Annotated in this window: 17 protein-coding genes; 5 read left to right on the top strand and 12 right to left on the bottom strand. The window is 43.9% G+C overall.

Annotation, left to right across the window (positions count from 1 at the left end; genetic code table 11):
• Positions 1-53 precede the first annotated feature (53 nt).
• Positions 54-719 (top strand): DNA mismatch repair endonuclease MutH, encoded by a 666-nt coding sequence (gene mutH / locus HOP38_RS02190; RefSeq protein WP_031493629.1) that lies wholly within the window; start codon positions 54-56, stop codon positions 717-719.
• Between the two features lie 20 nt (positions 720-739).
• On the opposite strand, the gene HOP38_RS02185 is transcribed toward mutH, so the two are convergent.
• Entirely contained in the window at positions 740-1,045 is a 306-nt protein-coding gene (locus tag HOP38_RS02185; protein WP_006075661.1) for a DUF6482 family protein, read from the bottom strand.
• A 146-nt stretch (positions 1,046-1,191) separates the two neighbouring features.
• On the opposite strand from HOP38_RS02185, the gene HOP38_RS02180 reads away from it, so the two are divergent.
• Positions 1,192-2,226 (top strand): NADP(H)-dependent aldo-keto reductase, encoded by a 1,035-nt coding sequence (locus HOP38_RS02180; protein WP_198557328.1) that lies wholly within the window; start codon positions 1,192-1,194, stop codon positions 2,224-2,226.
• Positions 2,227-2,278: 52 nt separating this feature from the next.
• On the opposite strand, the gene HOP38_RS02175 is transcribed toward HOP38_RS02180, so the two are convergent.
• The 8 genes from HOP38_RS02175 to xerD form a co-directional block, all read right to left on the bottom strand.
• The gene (locus HOP38_RS02175) at positions 2,279-2,530 is read right to left on the bottom strand and encodes a DUF1127 domain-containing protein (RefSeq protein WP_124940654.1); all 252 of its coding nucleotides are present in this window, start codon (positions 2,528-2,530) and stop codon (positions 2,279-2,281) included.
• Positions 2,531-2,644: 114 nt separating this feature from the next.
• A complete protein-coding gene (locus HOP38_RS26130; RefSeq protein ID WP_256200709.1) occupies positions 2,645-2,770 on the bottom strand; it encodes a hypothetical protein in 126 nt (41 codons plus the stop codon).
• Positions 2,771-3,118: 348 nt separating this feature from the next.
• Positions 3,119-4,447: a sigma-54-dependent transcriptional regulator gene (locus tag HOP38_RS02170; protein WP_006075402.1), complete on the bottom strand. Its 1,329-nt coding sequence runs from the start codon at positions 4,445-4,447 to the stop codon at positions 3,119-3,121.
• A gap of 216 nt (positions 4,448-4,663) precedes the next feature.
• Positions 4,664-6,181: a lysine--tRNA ligase gene (gene lysS / locus HOP38_RS02165; RefSeq protein ID WP_124940653.1), complete on the bottom strand. Its 1,518-nt coding sequence runs from the start codon at positions 6,179-6,181 to the stop codon at positions 4,664-4,666.
• 34 nt (positions 6,182-6,215) lie between these two features.
• A protein-coding gene (gene prfB, locus HOP38_RS02160) for a peptide chain release factor 2 (RefSeq protein WP_096441785.1) occupies positions 6,216-7,314 on the bottom strand; the annotation gives its coding sequence in 2 pieces (ribosomal slippage) (positions 6,216-7,238 and positions 7,240-7,314; 1,098 coding nt in all).
• Between the two features lie 104 nt (positions 7,315-7,418).
• Positions 7,419-9,158 (bottom strand): single-stranded-DNA-specific exonuclease RecJ, encoded by a 1,740-nt coding sequence (gene recJ, locus HOP38_RS02155; RefSeq protein ID WP_006075405.1) that lies wholly within the window; start codon positions 9,156-9,158, stop codon positions 7,419-7,421.
• Positions 9,159-9,200: 42 nt separating this feature from the next.
• Entirely contained in the window at positions 9,201-9,986 is a 786-nt protein-coding gene (gene dsbC / locus HOP38_RS02150; RefSeq protein ID WP_038225545.1) for a bifunctional protein-disulfide isomerase/oxidoreductase DsbC, read from the bottom strand.
• Between the two features lie 29 nt (positions 9,987-10,015).
• Positions 10,016-10,924: a site-specific tyrosine recombinase XerD gene (gene xerD / locus HOP38_RS02145; RefSeq protein WP_423250078.1), complete on the bottom strand. Its 909-nt coding sequence runs from the start codon at positions 10,922-10,924 to the stop codon at positions 10,016-10,018.
• Between the two features lie 156 nt (positions 10,925-11,080).
• On the opposite strand from xerD, the gene fldB reads away from it, so the two are divergent.
• Positions 11,081-11,599 carry a flavodoxin FldB gene (gene fldB, locus HOP38_RS02140; protein ID WP_171391544.1) on the top strand — a complete coding sequence of 173 codons (519 nt, stop codon included), beginning with the start codon at positions 11,081-11,083 and terminating at the stop codon, positions 11,597-11,599.
• 76 nt (positions 11,600-11,675) lie between these two features.
• On the opposite strand, the gene brnQ is transcribed toward fldB, so the two are convergent.
• Positions 11,676-12,986 carry a branched-chain amino acid transport system II carrier protein gene (gene brnQ, locus HOP38_RS02135; protein ID WP_006075410.1) on the bottom strand — a complete coding sequence of 437 codons (1,311 nt, stop codon included), beginning with the start codon at positions 12,984-12,986 and terminating at the stop codon, positions 11,676-11,678.
• 297 nt (positions 12,987-13,283) lie between these two features.
• On the opposite strand from brnQ, the gene HOP38_RS02130 reads away from it, so the two are divergent.
• On the top strand, positions 13,284-14,006 hold the full coding sequence (locus tag HOP38_RS02130; RefSeq protein WP_096441789.1) for a tRNA1(Val) (adenine(37)-N6)-methyltransferase: 723 nt from the start codon (positions 13,284-13,286) through the stop codon (positions 14,004-14,006).
• A gap of 99 nt (positions 14,007-14,105) precedes the next feature.
• Positions 14,106-15,329, top strand: a complete 1,224-nt coding sequence (srmB, locus tag HOP38_RS02125; RefSeq protein WP_006075412.1) for an ATP-dependent RNA helicase SrmB — start codon at positions 14,106-14,108, stop codon at positions 15,327-15,329.
• 99 nt (positions 15,330-15,428) lie between these two features.
• Here srmB and yaaA read toward each other — a convergent pair whose 3' ends face one another.
• Positions 15,429-16,202 carry a peroxide stress protein YaaA gene (yaaA, locus tag HOP38_RS02120; RefSeq protein WP_038225586.1) on the bottom strand — a complete coding sequence of 258 codons (774 nt, stop codon included), beginning with the start codon at positions 16,200-16,202 and terminating at the stop codon, positions 15,429-15,431.
• Between the two features lie 107 nt (positions 16,203-16,309).
• Entirely contained in the window at positions 16,310-17,746 is a 1,437-nt protein-coding gene (locus HOP38_RS02115; protein WP_038225549.1) for an alanine/glycine:cation symporter family protein, read from the bottom strand.
• Positions 17,747-18,434: the final 688 nt, after the last annotated feature.

Raw genomic sequence — 18,434 nt, 5'->3', positions numbered from 1 at the left:
CATGATAGAATAGTTAGCTCCCTATTGGGCCTAAATTAATCTGCAACGTATTTATGAAACCAACTCCAACCTCCGAAACAGAACTATTACAACGCGCTCGTGATATCGCAGGATTAACATTTGGCGAACTCGCTGCACAGGCAGGCATGTGTGTACCAGATAATCTTAAGCGCGATAAAGGTTGGGTAGGACAACTACTTGAGTGGCACTTAGGTGCAAAGGCCGGTAGTAAGCCAGTTCAAGACTTTCCCGACATTGGTATTGAGCTCAAGAGCCTCCCTATTAGCCATACTGGCAAGCCCTTAGAATCAACTTTCGTTTGTGTTGCACCGCTTACCGGCATTCATGGAGTAACGTGGGAAACTAGCCATATACGCAATAAGCTGTCTCGTGTCCTTTGGCTACCGGTTGAGGGTGAACGAGAGATCCCCGTTGCAGAGCGACATGTTGGCTCTCCATTAATCTGGAGCCCATCTCCAGAGGAAGAAACCATGTTGAAAAATGATTGGGAAGAATTGATGGAGCTTATTTCATTAGGTCAAATCAATCAGATCACGGCCCATACCGGCGAGGTGTTACAAATTCGCCCTAAAGCAGCCAATAGCCGCGTGAAAACAGAAGCTTACGGTACGTCAGGACAAAAAATACGTACCCTGCCCCGAGGTTTCTACCTCAGAGCACGCTTTACTGCTCATATACTTGAACAGTACTTTGTCTAAACAGAAGATTTTCGAACCAGTTAATGAAGTTTTAGTTCGATATCACAATAACGATTCATTTCTGCACTGCCACATTCATCGTAAGCGTTATGCAACCTAAGGTACGCTTTTTCGATACCTAGTCGATGCAACTCCTCTTTCACCGAGTCCAACGACTCAAAATGAATTGGCTCATCATCTTGTTTAATTGGTTCTAATTTATGTTTGTATTCCACTGCTAACAGATAGTGTGAAATATCAGCACAACCAATCACAAAAACTTTGGGTTGTTTATAAGTGTCTTTGTGATACCCATGTAGCCAACGATCGAGCTGATGTTTTTGCATATTCCACCCCCTTACTATTTTTGTGGATAATGCGTTACTGATAAAAGTCAGTTTAGTAAAAATAATCGCATTAGGTACTAAACAAGCAGATCTTTTACCAAAACGAGGTATAGTGGATAAAAACAACAACAAACAAGGAAGGCTCAATGAAATATCATAACCTCCCGCACTCTTCGCTAGAAATCAGCAAGATAGCTTTAGGGACAATGACGTTTGGTGAGCAAAACACCAAGCAGGAAGCATTCAGTCAGCTCGATTTTGCTCTAGAACACGGTGTTAATTTTATTGATACTGCAGAGATGTATCCCGTTCCTCCAAGTGCTAAGACTCAAGGAAAAACTGAACAATATATTGGCGATTGGCTTTCGCATTCAGATAAAAGACAAAAAGTAGTGTTAGCGACTAAAGTCGCTGGACCGCGAAATATTCCTTATATCCGCGACAATATGAGTCTAGATAGACGCAATATACATTTAGCAGTAGACGATAGTTTAAGCCGTTTAAAAACCGATTATATCGATTTATACCAATTGCACTGGCCACAAAGAAAAACCAATTGTTTTGGACAACTAAACTACCCTTACCCTGAAGGAAATGAAGAAGTTACACTAATCGAAACATTAGAGGCACTAAACGAACTCATCAAAGCTGGAAAAATACGCTATATCGGAGTCTCTAATGAAACGCCTTGGGGAGTTATGACGCTACTTAAACTGGCCGAAAAACATGATTTGCCAAGAATAGTCTCGATTCAAAACCCTTACAACCTACTCAACCGTAGCTTTGAAGTCGGACTTTCTGAAATTAGCCACCACGAAGGTGTGGAATTACTCGCTTACTCACCGCTCGCTTTCGGCTGTTTGAGCGGAAAATATCTCAATGGGCAACGTCCAGAGGGAGCGCGTTGCAGTCTATTTGAGCGATTTGTCCGTTACTTTACTCCACAAGGCATTGAAGCAACACAAGCATATGTGGACCTAGCTCGCGAGCATAACCTAGACCCCGCTCAGATGGCATTGGCATTTGTTAATCAACGTCCATTTGTCGCTTCTAATATTATTGGTGCAACCAATCTTAAGCAACTAGAAAGCAACATAAACAGCATCGATGTAGAACTCTCTGATGAACTCTTGAATGGACTTCAAGAAATAGGGGCTAAATATTCTAACCCATGCCCCTAAATAGGTTTTTCACACAGTATGGGCAGGTCGCGATAAGCGACCTGCCCTTTTTTTACGTAGCGATTCTAGAGTGTAATTCTCGACGAAGGTGACGAGTTTTACGTTTCGCTACAATGTGAGGTGGAGCAACTTGACCAAGTGGACGGCCATGTCTATCCAAACCAATGTCCTTTAACAAGTGCTCATTGTGAAGTGGCAAGTGGTGTGCATTGCGACGGTAACGTCGTCTCCACTCACGCTCTTCTTTTTGGATGTCTGCTTTAATAAGCCAAGTTGCAACAGTTAAGTAAATTGAAGTACGCATAGTTTTCTCCTAGAAAATAATTTGAGGAGAGAAATAGCGGTCAGGATATAAGGAGAAATATTGTGATTCCTCAGTTGACTGCTATTTCCGCAGCCTCTTGAGGTTACGGACTAATTAAGCGTGTGCTGTATCGATTGACGGTTTATCCGCTGCCATTGCAGTAGATAGATCAGTCGCGATTCGATCCGCATGAGTAAAACGGCCAGCACAAATATTGATAAAAGAAATACGATTCATCATTTTCTGTGCCTCCATACTCACTTAATAATCCGAAATAAATTTGAAAGGTTGAGCGTAGTGCTCAGGGGTAATTCTTATGCAAATTGATGATAATTTCAACAGACATGTAACAAGAAATGTAAAAACAAAGGAATATTTCAATATATTCCGTTGTAATAACTTATACCCAATGCATTGAACTGTAGAAATAGCTTATGTTAGTGATTCGTTTTATTTCCAAATAAAACAACTAGATATTGTATGACTCTGTAATCTTTCGATTCACATCACTTAATTAACAGTAATACCAAATATCCCGACAGAAACTAAAAAAGGCGCGACCGCGCCTTTTTTAATCATGAACAACGACTACACCGTCTCTTCAGTAATCAAATTATGCTTATTGAGCAAACGATACATCGTCGCCCTAGAAATGCCCAACTCTTTGGCAGCTAGTGTAACTTGTCCATTATGGCTATCTAGCACTAAGATCAACGCATCACGCTCAGAACGTTCTCGAATACTCTTCAAGCTGCGCTTGCCAGAGAAAGTACCGGGCAGCTCAAAATGCTTTTTAGTCAGCACTTCTTCTTCCGTCATCAGCACCGCACGTTTCACCTGATTCATCAGCTCTTTCACATTTCCAGGCCAATGGTAATACGTCAGCGTTTTCAGAGCATCATCATCGATAGATTTGACTGGAGAATTAAACTCTTTAGCAAACTGACCGATATGGTGACTGACCAGCAAACCAATGTCCGTCGCACGCTCTTTAAGGCTTGGTACATTGATACGAAGAACATTTATGCAATGGAATAGCTCTTCGTTGAACATGCCATCGCCTAGTGCTTTTTCAATATCAGATGTATCCGCTGCTAAAATACGCACATCAAATTCTTTGATGCCCTTAGCCGTCTCTATTTGACCATCTTGATAGAACTTAAGCAGGTTAAGTTGCTGTTTGGGAGGTAAGGTAAAAATGTCATTCAGAACAATGGTTCCGCCCGAGGCTTGATCTAAAAGCGATGCTCGGTCGGCATCATGCATGCCAAAGAATTCATTTTCAAAACGCGCGTCGGAAAATGCTCGACAGTTGACGGCGATGAAGGGTTTTTGAGAACGCGCAGAACAGCGATGAATGGCTTTAGCTACTGACTCCTTGCCTGATCCAACTTCGCCATGAATCATTATACTGACATCGGTGGGGCCGATACGTCTAATTTGATCACGCAACCGTCTCACTGGTAATGACTGACCAACCAAACCAAGGTCATTGTCATTTCCATTATGAGGCCACACTTTTTGTTCCAGTTTTAGCATTCCTAACTGGTGACCTATTGTGCTCATTAAACGCGAATCTGGAATAGGCGTAGTGAAAAAATCAATACAGAAGTTAACTATAAATTGGCAAATAGTATCCGAACTCAGCTGCGATTCACGGATAAACGCAATCCAACGAACTTGCTTGTGTGTACTTACAAGTTTCGCAATGCCATTAAGGCTAAAATCATCCCTCGTTAAGTCTACAATCCCAATACAAGGGCCTATTTCTGAAAACAAGGCATCGGCTTTTCGCAAGTCGGAACATTGCGTGCATCGCCATCCAGCCTGCTCCAATACAGATAGCCATGGCTCATAGGTTCCACCCACTACGACTAAAGAGCCGGGGATAGAATCCATCCGAAACTCGGTTCCCATTACATCATTCCTTATTATTGCTTTTAGATTCAACTTGTTAATTCTATTGAATTCGTCATAGCTATCAAATAGAACTATCGCAATTAACACAATCGCTACTGTCTCATAATTAAGACTAGTGCACGATTTATGACTTTTCTATAAACATTTTTAGAAATATGGCATGAAAAAAGCCTCTCAATGAGAGGCTTTGTAAGAATGAGTCACCGTTTCAGCTTATTGCTGTGGACGCATTGCTGGGAACAGAATCACGTCACGAATCGTGTGAGTGTTAGTAAACAGCATTGCCAGACGGTCAATACCAATACCTTGGCCTGCTGTTGGCGGTAGACCGTGCTCTAGAGCTGTGATGTAGTCTGCATCGTAATACATAGCTTCATCATCACCTGCGTCTTTTGCGTCAACTTGTGCTTTAAAGCGAGCGTCTTGGTCTTCTGCATCGTTAAGCTCAGAGAAACCGTTAGCTACTTCACGGCCACCGATAAAGAACTCGAAACGGTCCGTGAAGAATGGATTATCATCGCTACGACGAGCCAATGGAGAAATATCCGCTGGGTAACCCGTGATGAAGGTTGGCTGAATCAGTTTTGGTTCTGCCGTTTCACCAAAGATTTCCTCTAGAAGCTGACCACATGTCCAGAACGTTTCCACTTCAACGTGTACTGATTTCGCAATAGAAACCATAAGCTCACGATTAATTAGGTCTTCTTCTGTTAGCGCTTGAATTTGCTCATGCTCAGGGTTGTAGTGTTTGATCGCATCAAACATGCTCATACGAGCATATTTACCACCAAATTCTACCGTCTCATCACCGTAAGGCATTGAAGTAGAACCTAGAACATCCATCGCAACTGTGCTTAGCATTTCTTCAGTAAGATCCATCAAATCTTTGTAGTCTGCGTAAGCTTGGTAGAATTCCATCATTGTGAATTCTGGGTTGTGACGAGGAGAAAGACCTTCGTTACGGAAGTTACGGTTGATCTCGAATACGCGATCAAAACCGCCAACCACTAGACGCTTAAGGTATAGCTCAGGCGCAACACGTAGGTACATGTCGATATCCAGTGCATTATGGTGCGTGATGAATGGGCGAGCCGTCGCACCGCCTGGGATCACGTGCATCATTGGCGTTTCAACTTCTAGGTAACCTTTCGAGCTCATGAAGTTACGAATCGATGACACAAGCTTAGAACGTACAATAAACGCTTGGCGAGAATCTTCGTTTACGATCAGGTCAACATAACGCTGACGGTAGCGCATCTCTTGGTCAGTCAGACCGTGGAACTTCTCAGGAAGTGGACGAAGTGCTTTAGTTAGCAACTCATACTCTTCCATGTTTACGTAAAGATCGCCTTTACCTGATTTGTGAAGCGCGCCTTTCACACCGATGATGTCACCGATATCTAGACCTTGGTATTTTTCTTTAAGTTCTTTCTGAACGTCTTTTGCAGCATACGCTTGAATACGACCAGAAGTTTCTTGAATCACAAGGAATGGACCACGTTTCGCCATGATACGGCCAGCAATTGACACTACATGGTTTAGTGCTTCCAGCTCTTCCTTGCTCTTTTCACCAAATTCTTTTTGCAGATCACCAGCAAGCGCATCACGACGGAAATCGTTGGGATGTCCGTTCGCCTTGCAGCTCTTTCGGATTTGTTCCAATTTAGCGCGGCGCTCAGCAATCAGCTTGTTTTCTTCTTGTAGGTTTTCATTTTGAACATCATCAGTCATTTTCGATGTATCCCGTTTTAAATTGGTGAAAAGCTTAAAGGCCTGATTTAAGGCTAGCTTCGATAAACTTGTCTAGATCGCCATCAAGTACTGCTTGAGTGTTACGATTTTCGACACCTGTACGTAAGTCTTTGATGCGCGAGTCATCTAAAACGTACGAACGAATTTGGCTACCCCAGCCGATGTCAGATTTCGCATCTTCGTTCGCTTGCTTCTCAGCATTTTGCTTTTGAAGTTCAAATTCGAACAGTTTTGCGCGAAGCTGTTTCATCGCCTGGTCTTTGTTCTTGTGCTGAGAACGGTCATTCTGACACTGCACTACGATATTGGTTGGAACGTGAGTAATACGTACCGCAGATTCTGTCGTGTTGACGTGCTGACCACCTGCGCCCGAAGCGCGGTATACGTCAATACGAAGATCAGAAGGGTTAATATCGATTTGAATGTTGTCATCAATCTCAGGATAAACAAATGCAGAGGCAAATGAAGTATGACGACGACCACTAGAATCAAAAGGTGATTTACGAACTAAACGGTGTACACCCGTTTCAGTACGAAGCCAGCCATAAGCGTACTCACCAGAGATCTTTACTGTTGCGCCTTTTAGACCTGCGACTTCACCTTCAGATACTTCAATCACTTCGGTCTTGAAGCCTTTCGCTTCAGCCCAACGCAAGTACATGCGTAGCATCATGTTGGTCCAGTCTTGTGCTTCCGTACCACCAGAACCAGATTGCAAGTCGATATAGCAATCTGATGCGTCATGGTCACCCGAGAACATACGACGGAACTCTAGCTTAGCTAACTTGGCTTCCAGTTCAGCAAGTTCAGGTTCAATTTCGTCGAAGGTTTCTTGGTCTTCTTCTTCAACCGCAAGCTCTAGAAGGCCATCAACATCCTCAACACCTTGGTCAAGTTGGTCGATAGTCTCTACGACAGCTTCAAGTGATGCACGCTCTTTACCTAGCGCTTGAGCACGCTCAGGTTCATTCCATACATCCGGTTGCTCTAGTTCTGCATTAACTTCTTCTAGACGCTCTTTCTTGGCGTCATAGTCAAAGATACCCCCTCAGGATATTAGTGCGCTCGGTCACATCCTGTAGGCGGTTTTTAATTGGATTGATTTCAAACATATTTGCTCAGCATTTATGAGTAGAATTTAACCGAAGAATTCTACTCAAAAATGTGACGAAGATACAGAAAAATATCGAACTTCCTTGACCTAAAATATCCAGCTCTAGCGAGGTTCTATATGGTCTACCATCAACTGTAACGATTGGTTTCCGCGAAACTCGTTAATGTCCAATTTATATGCCAACGTAACCGTTTTCACTGAAGCATCTGGCCAGCGGCGTAAATCTACGTTGAAGGCTATTGCATCCAACATAATATTAGTGCCAAACCCTTTGTGCATTGGCTCAACCATCAGTTTTAGGTGTTTTTCGCCCACCAGCTTTTGATGGAGCACTTTAAATTCACCATCAAACAACGGATCGGGGAACGCTTGACCCCAAGGTCCACCGGCACGAAGCTGCTCCGCCGTGTGCATAGAAAACTCTTCAGGTGTTAACTCACCATCAGACAAAATAATGCCTTTTAGTGCGGTATCCCCTAACTCAGCACGAACCACTTCATCGAACAACTTACTGAAACGTTCGTAGTCTTTCTCCATGATAGTCAGACCGGCCGCCATCGCGTGCCCACCAAACTTCAAGATAAGTCCCGGATTTTGCGTATCGATTCGATCCAAAGCGTCTCGCATATGTAATCCTTGGATGGAACGGCAAGAGCCTTTGATGGTTCCTTCTCCGCCATCAGCAAACGCAATAACAGGTCGATGAAATTTATCTTTAATTCGAGATGCTAGAATTCCAATAACGCCTTGGTGCCAATCCCGCTGAAACAGGGCTAAGCCGTAAGGAAGCTCGGATTTATCACTGATTTGCAAACGCTCACAAAACGCCAGCGCCTCTTGCTTCATGCCTTCTTCAATGTCTTTACGAGTTTGGTTCAAACCATCAAGTTCACTCGCCATACGTCGTGCCGCATGAATGTTATCGGACATCAGCAATTCAACGCCAAACGACATATCATCAAGTCGTCCTGCGGCATTAATTCTTGGCCCTAACGCAAAACCAAAGTCTGATGCCACCAATTTACGCGCATCGCGTTTGGCGATTTCAATTAACGCTTGTATACCGGGACGAGCCTTACCAGCACGAATACGCTGCAAACCTTGATGCACCAAAATTCGGTTATTTTCATCCAATGGCACTACGTCTGCGACTGTACCAAGCGCAACTAAATCAATGAGCTCCATGAGCTTAGGTTCCGCCATACCTTGCTTGGCAAACCAACCTTGTTTACGCATGAACACGCAAAGCGCCATCATGAGGTAAAATGCAACGCCAACACCAGCTAATGCCTTAGAAGGGAAGCCGCATTCATTAAGGTTTGGGTTCACCATGGCATCCACATTGGGAAGTTCTGCCCCTGGTAAATGGTGGTCGGTGACCAACACTTGTAAGCCATTGTCTTTAGCGTATTGCACGCCAGAAATCGAAGACACACCATTATCAACGGTCATGATCACTTCGGCGCCAATTTCGATTGCTTGGTCCACTACTTCAGGGCTCAAACCGTAGCCATCTTCAAAGCGGTTTGGTACCAAATAATCGACATTTCGACTGCCTAGCATTCGCAGAGCTAGAACTGATAACGCGGAGCTCGTTGCGCCATCGGCATCAAAATCACCCACAACGATGATGCGTTTTTGTTGCTTAATCGCCTCAAACAGTAAAGCAACAGCCGCATCGATACCAGCCAATTGTTGGTATGAAATAAGGCCGCGTGCTGTTTTTTCTAGCTGAGCAACATCGGTAACACCTCGCGATAAATACAGGCGTCTTAGCAGCGAAGGAATAGAATCAGGTAAAGCGGAAATATCGACTTCAGGACGACGTTGAATTTCTATCATAAACAAAAATGGGCTCGTATTATCGAGCCCTTATCCTAATAGTTATTTGATTTGCTCTAGGCGCTTAAGAAGGTCAGCTGGTGGTAAGTAACCACCAACCATTTCACCGTTTGGTAGGAAAATAGCAGGTGTACCGCTAATGCCTAGCTCACGCCCTAAGTTGTAATGTTTAGCTATTGTTTCTTTGCACTGTTTTAGGTCGCCATCAAACTGAGGCTCTTGACGGTTGACTTTAGCATCATGCATTGCCGCTGCAGGGTCTTCTGAACACCAGATTTTCGCCATTTGCTCTGCTACTGGACCTGTTGCGCCTTGGCGTGGATAAGCAAGATAACGTACTGTGATACCTAGATCGTTATAACCCTGCATTTGACTGTGGAGACGAACGCAGTAGCCGCAAGTAATATCAGTAAAGATGGTCACAACGTATTTTTCGTCTTTGGCTTTGTACTCAATCATGCTATCGCTAAACTGCGCGATTTTTTCTGCATTGATTGGAGCCTGACGCTCAGCAATGACGTCTTTGTAGTTACCGTTTTCATCCAAAGAGTACAGTGTCCCAGCAATAAAGTGCTCACCGTTTGGCGAAGCAAACAGAACACCTCCAGCAGTGCGTATTTCAACCAAACCATTAATGTCTGAAGCAACAATCTCATCAACTTCAATACCGATCTTGGCAAATCGAGCCTTAATAGCAGCCTCATCAGCCTGCACGGCAGCAACCGCCATCGTTTCCGCTTTCTGAGGAGTCGCTTGTGTTTCTTCCGCACCGCAAGCAGTTACAAAAAGTGGAAGAGTAAGTAGAGTCAAACGGCGCATTACGCTCATTAAAATCACCTTTGTATAAAAACGTTAAGTTAAGCCCTTGGATGATGCTGGCTATGAATATTTTTCAATCGTTCTGTTGCTACGTGAGTATAAATTTGTGTGGTCGATAAGTCACTATGCCCTAACAACATCTGTACGACACGAAGATCAGCGCCATAGTTCAATAAGTGCGTCGCGAAAGCGTGGCGAAGAACATGCGGTGAAAGCAATTCGGTATCAATATCCGCCAATACGGCGTAAAACTTAATACGGTGCCAGAAGGTTTGTCGGGTCATTTGCCTTGCACGTTTACTTGGGAATACAACGTCAGAGGTTTTATCTCCGAGTAATGCCGGACGCCCTTTTTCAATAAACTCGCTAATCCAATCAATCGCATTTTCACCCATTGGCACCAAGCGCTCTTTATTGCCCTTACCAATCACTCGCACCACGCCTTGACGCAAACTGATGTTTTCCATAGTTAGACTAACCAGTTCAGTCACACGTAGCCCCGTAGCATACAACAGCTCCAGCATCGCCTTATCACGAAGTTCAATGGGGTCATTAGGATCTGGCGCTTCCAATAAAGCTGTCACCTGATCTTCCGTCAAATCTTTCGGTAATCGTTTGGGTAACTTAGGGCTCACCAATAGTGCCGTTGGGTCGTCGGAGCGCACCTTTTCACGATGAAGGTATTGAAACAAACGACGAATAGCAGAGAGCATTCTTGCCCGTGAGCTCTGCTGATAATTCTGATCCATTAACCACGTTTGATACTCCTGCAATCCCGACAGGCTAATAAAGTCTAGTCGGTAATTGTGCTCATTCATCCATTTCAATAGCTTAAAGAGATCATTGCGATACGAAGAAAGGGTATTCTCAGACAACCCTCGCTCCATCCACATGGAGTCTAAAAATTGCTCCACTAAGCCTTGATCTTGGGTATTTACGTCGCTCACAACCGCCTCTTGGATGTTTATACAGTACTTTCAACAGAGTATGCGAGAAGAAACGATAATGCCATAAAAAACCTATAGAAGATGAATAAGCGCTGCAAAGATGGTCAGATTAAGGGTAGAATCTCGAATCATATAGAACGACAGCAAGAAAGAATGATGAAAATAGGTTTGTTTTACGGTTCGTCAACCTGCTATACCGAAATGGCGTCGGAGAAAATTCGCGAGATTATAGGTCCAGACATCGTCGACATTTTCAACGTAAAAGATACGCCTATTTCTAATATGAGCGACTATGACCTGTTAATTCTTGGTATTTCGACTTGGGACTTTGGTGAAATTCAAGAAGACTGGGGCGCGATTTGGGATCAAGTTTCTGGCGTATCACTGCAAGGAAAAGTGGTTGCCCTATTCGGTCTTGGCGATCAAGAAGGCTATGGCGAATGGTACCTTGATGCAATGGGCATGCTTCACGATGAACTAAAGGTCACTGGAGCAAAATTCGTTGGCTACTGGCCTAATGTTGGGTACGAATTTGATGCGTCAAAAGCCTTAACGGAAGATGGCAGCCAGTTTGTTGGTTTAGCATTAGATGAAGACTCTCAATACGAGCTCAGTGACGAACGCATTGCAACTTGGTGTGAACAGATCTTAGTGGAATACCAAGCGCTGCTGTAAGTCCTACCTTGTACATTCTCACGCATAAAAAAATGGCGCTTCATAAGAAGCGCCATTTTTGTAATCAATCAGTAAACTACGCTGTTTCTTGCGTGAATTCTTGATCATTTCGACCAATAAAACACATACAGATAATAGCTGCAAATGTTGGCATTACCCAACCCATACCAACACTAAACAGTGGTAGCACGTTGAAGAACGATACATCGATACCCGATACTTTTGCAGCATCAATCAGTGCGAAGGTCAGTGCAACAAGTACCACCACACGATACGCCAGTTTAGGGTTTGCTAGTTTCTTGCGTGCAAACGTCAAGGCAACCAATGCAATAGCTACTGGGTAAAGTGCAAACAGAACCGGTACAGACAGCGAAATAAGCTGAGCTAGGCCGATGTTCGCCACGGTTGCACAAGCAACGCCGATAATGATGACCCACTTGTGATAGCTGATAGACGTGAGTGAGCTGAAGTAATCAGAACACGCAGAGATCAGGCCAATTGCTGTTGTTAAACAAGCCAGTAATACAATTACTGATAACACGATTTGACCGTATGGACCAAATAGCGCTTGAACATATTGACTTAGAATCGCACCGCCGTTGTCAGCTCCTGCTGCCACTGTCGCACTGGTCGCGCCTAAGTAGAATAGAGAGATATAAACAAACGCCAGACCAGCCGCAGCAATAAGCGCTGAGCTGATTAAATACTTAGTCGTTGCCGCTTGTTCCGTAATGCCTTTCTTGCGAAGCGCATCGACGATCAACATACCGAACATCAGTGAACCAAACGTATCCATGGTGTTATAACCTTCTAGGAAACCTTTAGTCAGAGGTTGAGTTAGATAATCGCCTACCGGTGCAATCATTTCACCTTGAGGATCAATGAATACCGCGCCAGCCAACACAATCAAACCAACAAACAGCACAGGCGTTAGCACTTTACCAATCACATCAATCAACTTGCCTTGAGACCAAGCAAATGCCATGGCGATAGCAAAGAACAGGATTGAGAACACTGTCAGGTGCATTTGAGCAGCGTCAGCAAAGAATGGACGAACGGCCATTTCATAAGCCACTAAGCCAGTACGTGGCGCTGCAAATGCAGGTCCAATAATGATAAAGATGAGTACAGCAATCAATGTTGCCGCTCGTTTAGGAAGATCCTTAGTCAAGTGCTCCCATGAGCCCCCAGCCACTGCAACGGCAATAATGGTAATAAGAGGAAGACCTACAGCAGTGAGAAGGAAGCCAGTCATTGCTGGTAATAAATGATCACCCGCTAATTGACCTGCCAATGGAGGGAAGATGATGTTTCCCGCGCCAAGGAAAAATGCAAACAGCATAAAGCCGACTGCTATAATATCTGTTGTTTTCAACGTCTGTTTCACAGATATGCCCTTACTTGTTATGTTGTGTGTTAGCCGGAAGAGTCTTTGCTCTACCGTAAAAATAAGGCGGGCATGATGACGAATCACTAGTCAATAAGCAATAGATATAGAAATAAACACTACATTAATTTGCTTTGACCTTTAAAAAGCAGTTAGATTCTCTAGATTAAAACAAATAAGCAATTATTTATACTAACCAAAAATTAAAACAAGTCGATCACAGACAGAACATATCACTACTCAATTATTTAACAATAGTGATATTTACTCAAAAGCAAACGATTAACAAAATAAACCATGACTTCTAGCACAACAAAAACCAAAGGCTTTCAGTTCAAACAGTTCTCCATCTTCGATGGTCATTCCGGTATGCCCGTGAGCACCGACGGAGTGTTATTAGGAGCGTGGGCACAATACCGCGATTCAACACATATTTTGGATATTGGAACGGGAACAGGTTTACTGTCCTTAATGATTGCTCAGCGATATAGCAACGCTCAAATCACCTCTATCGATATCGATGCAGTGGCGATTCAAGATGCGGAAATCAATATCAATCGCTCACCTTGGCATTCACGAGTCTCTCTTCTTCATAGTGATGTGTTAACTACACCATTTTCTGAGTCATTTAGTGGCATTATCTGCAACCCACCTTATTTTAATAGTGGTGAGCAATCTAAGAACCAGCACCGAGCAACAGCCCGCCACACTGATACACTCTCTCACGATCAATTACTCGACGCCTGTTTTAATCTGTTATCGGATGAGGGCGAAGCCAGTTTTGTTCTGCCTAAAGTAGAGGGCGAACAGTTTATTGATATCGCACAACAAAAAGGCTGGTATTTAAACCGAATTTGCCAAATCCAATCGACAACAAAAAAATCGTGTCATCGGCTGCTATTTACCCTTTGTAAACAGGCAATCTCATTAAATACAGAGCATTTGATCATTCATTCCGAGACTGGGGGCTATTCCAAAGACTTTATTGCCCTAACCAAAGACTTTTACCTTAAAATGTAAGTGCGCTCTGGCTCTGTTTGAGTATAATAGCCGCCCTACTTTTCCCCTGATTGCTGTTTTTTTGCTCAGGGCTAACTTACGTCTTGTGGAGACACCATAGTGATCAGAACCTTCGCTGAATTAGATTTAGATCCTGTCCTTTTAGAAGCGATAGAGGAAATGGGCTATAGCCGCCCTACAGAGATCCAAGCACAGGCTATCCCACAAGCACTTGATGCCAAAGACATCTTAGCCTCAGCGCCAACAGGGACTGGTAAAACGGCTTCCTTTGCTATTCCAGCGATTCAATATCTGCTGGATTTTCCACGCAAAAAAGCTGGCCCTGCACGTATTCTAGTTTTAACGCCAACGCGTGAACTAGCGATGCAAGTGGCTGAGCACACCAAAGCTCTGGCAAAACACACTCGTCTAAAGGTTGCGACCATTACTGGTGGCGTGACTTACGACACTCATGCTGACACGCTCGCTCAAACCCAAGATATCGTGGTAGCGACACCAGGACGTCTGATGGAATACATCGAATCAGAGCGTTTTGATTGCCGCGCGATTGAGTGGTTGGTATTGGACGAAGCAGACCGCATGCTCGACCTTGGTTTTGGGCCAACCGTAGACCGCTTGTCTGCAGAATGCCGATGGCGCAAGCAAACGTTACTGTTCTCTGCCACATTGGAAGGTCGTGGTGTAGAAGGCTTCACTGCCGATCTACTGAAAGCTCCTGCTGAGATTTCTGCAGAGCCATCAACGCGTGAACGTAAAAAAATCACTCAGTGGTATCACCGTGCCGACAATGCTGAGCACAAACTGGCATTGCTCAAGCATATACTCACTGAACAAGCTCAGCGCACTATCGTATTTTTAAAGACCCGTGAACGCTTAGGTGAACTTCGTCAGCAACTAGACAGTGCACAAATCCCATGCTCATGGATTCAAGGTGAAATGCCTCAAGATCGCCGTAACAATGCGATCAGCCGTTTCCGTGACGGTAGCGTGAATATCCTACTGGCAACTGATGTTGCTGCTCGTGGTATTGACCTTCCCGACGTTTCACACGTGATCAACTACGACCTACCACGCAGTGCTGATGTTTATCTGCACCGTATTGGCCGTACTGCACGTGCTGGTAAAAAAGGTACAGCAATCTCTATTGTGGAAGCTCACGACCAGCCAATGATGGATCGTGTAGGTCGTTACACTAAAGAGCTGATAAAAGAGCGCTTTATTGATGGCTTACGTCCTACACACAAAAAGCCTGTGTTTAAGAAAAAGAAGAAGAAAGAAGACAAGAAAAAAGCCGTGAAAAAGAAAAATGGCAAGAAGAAGTAAGTTAACTTTCTCTCAATAATCTAAAAGGCTCTAATGATGAAACATTAGAGCCTTTTTTCATTGTTGTAACCTGTAATCACGCGAAGCAGGAAAAGAAACTTACTGCTCTTCTCGCTTGAAAACTAGCTCTGTTGCCGTCGACTCTTCTTCAACAAAGTAGTAACCCGCCACATCAAATGCGGTGAGTTTTTCAATAGAGTCAATGCGGTTGTCAATGATATAACGAGCCATCATGCCTCGCGCCTTTTTAGCGTAGAAACTGATCACTTTATATTGACCGTTCTTACAGTCTTTAAAGACCGGAGTAATAACTTTGCCGTCTAACTGCTTAGGCTTTACCGCTTTAAAGTATTCGTTCGAGGCAAGATTGATCAACACATTATCACCTTGAGCATTCAAAGCTTCATTCAGCTTATCTGTAATAATATTGCCCCAGAACTGATAAAGGTTGGTCCCACGTGCGTTAGCGAGCTTGGTTCCCATCTCTAGACGATATGGCTGCATTAAGTCTAATGGCTTTAAAAGACCGTAAAGACCAGACAACATACGCAGGTGCTGCTGTGCGTAGTCAAAATCATCTTCAGATAACGTCTCTGCGGCTAAGCCCGTGTACACATCGCCTTTGAAAGCCAGAATGGCTGGACGAGCATTGTCGGTAGTGAATGTCGGAGACCATTGTTCAAATCGAGCCACATTCAGCCCTGCGATCTTATCGCTGACTTTCATCAATGCTGATACATCAGCAGGCGTTAGCTTGCGGCACACTTCGATAAGCTCCGCAGACTGCTCGACAAGTTCTGGTTGAGTGAATCGCTCAGTTGCGAGTGGTGACTCGTAATCTAAGGTCTTTGCTGGTGAAACAACGATAAGCATGACTGTACTCTTTTTAATAATGGTTTTACCCAGTATAAAAAAAGCCATGCACTTTCTTCAATCAAATAGTGCATGGCTTAATCTATTTTTGAGATAGGTAAAAGTGATTACTTGTTATCTGTCTCTTTGCTATACCAAATACCTTCCTCAAGTTGAGACTTAAGTTCAGGGTAGTCGTTAGCATCAAATGTAGGCACTTTGCCCGCTTTTAGCTGTCTGTTGTAATCTTTAGCAAGCTTAATCACGATGCCCGATAGTAAGATAATCGCAATCAAGTTAACGATAGCCATCAAGCCCATCGAAACATCGGCCAAAGCCCAAACCATTGGCAGCGTCGCCACTGAGCCAAACATTACCATACCTAATACGATAATACGGAACAGGCCAAGACCCGCTTTGTGGTTGTGCTCTAGGAAGATAAGGTTGGTTTCTGCATAAGAGTAGTTAGCAATGATTGATGTGAATGCGAAGAAGAAAATCGCCACAGCAACAAAAATGCCACCCCACTCACCCACTTGTGAACTCAAGGCACGTTGGGTCAGTTCAATACCTGTCACTTCACCGTGAGGCACGTACTCTCCTGACATCAGGATAATCGCTACTGTTGCACTACAAATTACGATGGTATCGGTAAACACACCAAGCATTTGCACATAACCTTGTGACGCAGGGTGTGGCGGATAAGGCGTAGCAGACGCTGCAGCATTAGGCGCAGAACCCATACCAGCTTCGTTTGAGAACAGACCTCGCTTGATACCTTGAATCATCGCTTGTGCAATAGCGTAGCCTAGACCACCAGCAGCGGCTTCTTGTAGACCGAAGGCACTCTTGAAGATATACGCAATAACTTCTGGCACTTTCTCAAGGTTCATTACCATTACAACAATCGCAAGCGCAAGATAAGCCAGCGCCATAATTGGAACGATAAGTTCAGCAGTACGAGCAATCTTGCGAACACCACCGAAAATAACGAACGCAGAGATAAGTACAATGGCAACGCCGACAATCATAGGGTCGAAGCCAAATGCCGTGTTCATTGCGTTTGCAATAGCATTCGCTTGTACGGCATTAAATACCAAACCAAAAGCAATAATCAGGAAGATTGAGAACAACACGCCCATCCAGCGCATGCCTAAACCTTTTTCCATGTAGTAAGCAGGACCACCACGGTAGTTGCCGTCGTCATCTTTGGTTTTGTATAACTGTGCAAGCGTACTTTCAGCAAATGATGTCGCCATACCTAGCATGGCAATGAGCCACATCCAGAAGATTGCACCTGGGCCACCTGCGGTTAGCGCAACGGCAACCCCTGCCATATTACCGGTGCCAACACGTGCTGCAAGACTGGTACAAAGAGCTTGGAAAGAAGAGATACCAGCGCTGTCTGCTTTGCGGCTGTTCTTTAGCACACTGAACATGTGACCAAAATGGCGGAACTGAATAAACCCTAGGCGTACTGTAAAGTAAATCCCCACACCTACGAGTAAGTAAACCAGAATCGATCCCCAAAGAAGATCATTCATTAGATTAATAACGTCTGTCACTTTAAACCTCACTTAAAGTTAGAGTACCGAGCTGCACATCCAAGTGCGTCCTAAATTGCGTGGTTATCCCATCCATGTGGTTTTGTTAATTTCACTGTTTTTCACTGCAACTTAGCTTGTATTTCTTACCCATTGGGAACGACACACAAGTCGGCTTATTTTTTGACGGGCGGATTTTGCAGTCATGGCGCGCAAAAATCAATACGCAACAAGTAGTATATTATTGTTATTTTTCACCATAAAATCACGAAAAGTTAACACTTTACAAAGCAACTTGGTCACTTACCGTTATCAAATTCGACTTGTTTTATTAACAATAGATAAGCATAGCAAGTAATCATCTTTGCATTCGCTTGTTTGCGGGCAAGCCTAGACATAGCAACGGATGAACGTTGTTTTACCAAATGGAATACTTTTTAGACATTATCACGCAATGAGAACCTTTCTCGTAGCACACGATTCGCTACCTACTCCCTTCTCAGCACACGGTATTAACAATCTCACTGAACAATTTCTTTTTCATAATGTGATTCAATCGGTTGTTTTTTAGACAAATGAGTTACTAAAAAGTGTGAGGTTGCATTCAAAATGGCATAAAAACTTCATACTTGCGAAACAAATGAGAAACAAATCAAAGTTAGTCTGCCTTGGAATGTGGTACTAAAAGGTCTCCGTGAGGAGAATAACA

Origin of the sequence: Vibrio mediterranei, from assembly GCF_013364395.1 — a bacterium.
In the GTDB taxonomy this organism is placed as follows: domain Bacteria; phylum Pseudomonadota; class Gammaproteobacteria; order Enterobacterales; family Vibrionaceae; genus Vibrio; species Vibrio mediterranei.
The sequence above is the reverse complement of the archived record's forward strand: the minus strand, read 5'-3'. Positions and strand labels throughout refer to the sequence as shown.

What these genes read in the sequence shown, in the direction of transcription:
- HOP38_RS02185 (WP_006075661.1), bottom strand. Translation starts at nt 1,045, where the DNA reads ATGCAAAAACATCAGCTCGATCGTTGGCTACATGGGTATCACAAAGAC.
- dsbC (WP_038225545.1), bottom strand. Translation starts at nt 9,986, where the DNA reads ATGAGCGTAATGCGCCGTTTGACTCTACTTACTCTTCCACTTTTTGTA.
- HOP38_RS26130 (WP_256200709.1), bottom strand. Translation starts at nt 2,770, where the DNA reads ATGATGAATCGTATTTCTTTTATCAATATTTGTGCTGGCCGTTTTACT.
- mutH (WP_031493629.1), top strand. Translation starts at nt 54, where the DNA reads ATGAAACCAACTCCAACCTCCGAAACAGAACTATTACAACGCGCTCGT.
- HOP38_RS02130 (WP_096441789.1), top strand. Translation starts at nt 13,284, where the DNA reads ATGACTTCTAGCACAACAAAAACCAAAGGCTTTCAGTTCAAACAGTTC.
- yaaA (WP_038225586.1), bottom strand. Translation starts at nt 16,202, where the DNA reads ATGCTTATCGTTGTTTCACCAGCAAAGACCTTAGATTACGAGTCACCA.
- recJ (WP_006075405.1), bottom strand. Translation starts at nt 9,158, where the DNA reads ATGATAGAAATTCAACGTCGTCCTGAAGTCGATATTTCCGCTTTACCT.
- HOP38_RS02170 (WP_006075402.1), bottom strand. Translation starts at nt 4,447, where the DNA reads ATGGGAACCGAGTTTCGGATGGATTCTATCCCCGGCTCTTTAGTCGTA.
- lysS (WP_124940653.1), bottom strand. Translation starts at nt 6,181, where the DNA reads ATGACTGATGATGTTCAAAATGAAAACCTACAAGAAGAAAACAAGCTG.
- HOP38_RS02175 (WP_124940654.1), bottom strand. Translation starts at nt 2,530, where the DNA reads ATGCGTACTTCAATTTACTTAACTGTTGCAACTTGGCTTATTAAAGCA.
- fldB (WP_171391544.1), top strand. Translation starts at nt 11,081, where the DNA reads ATGAAAATAGGTTTGTTTTACGGTTCGTCAACCTGCTATACCGAAATG.
- HOP38_RS02180 (WP_198557328.1), top strand. Translation starts at nt 1,192, where the DNA reads ATGAAATATCATAACCTCCCGCACTCTTCGCTAGAAATCAGCAAGATA.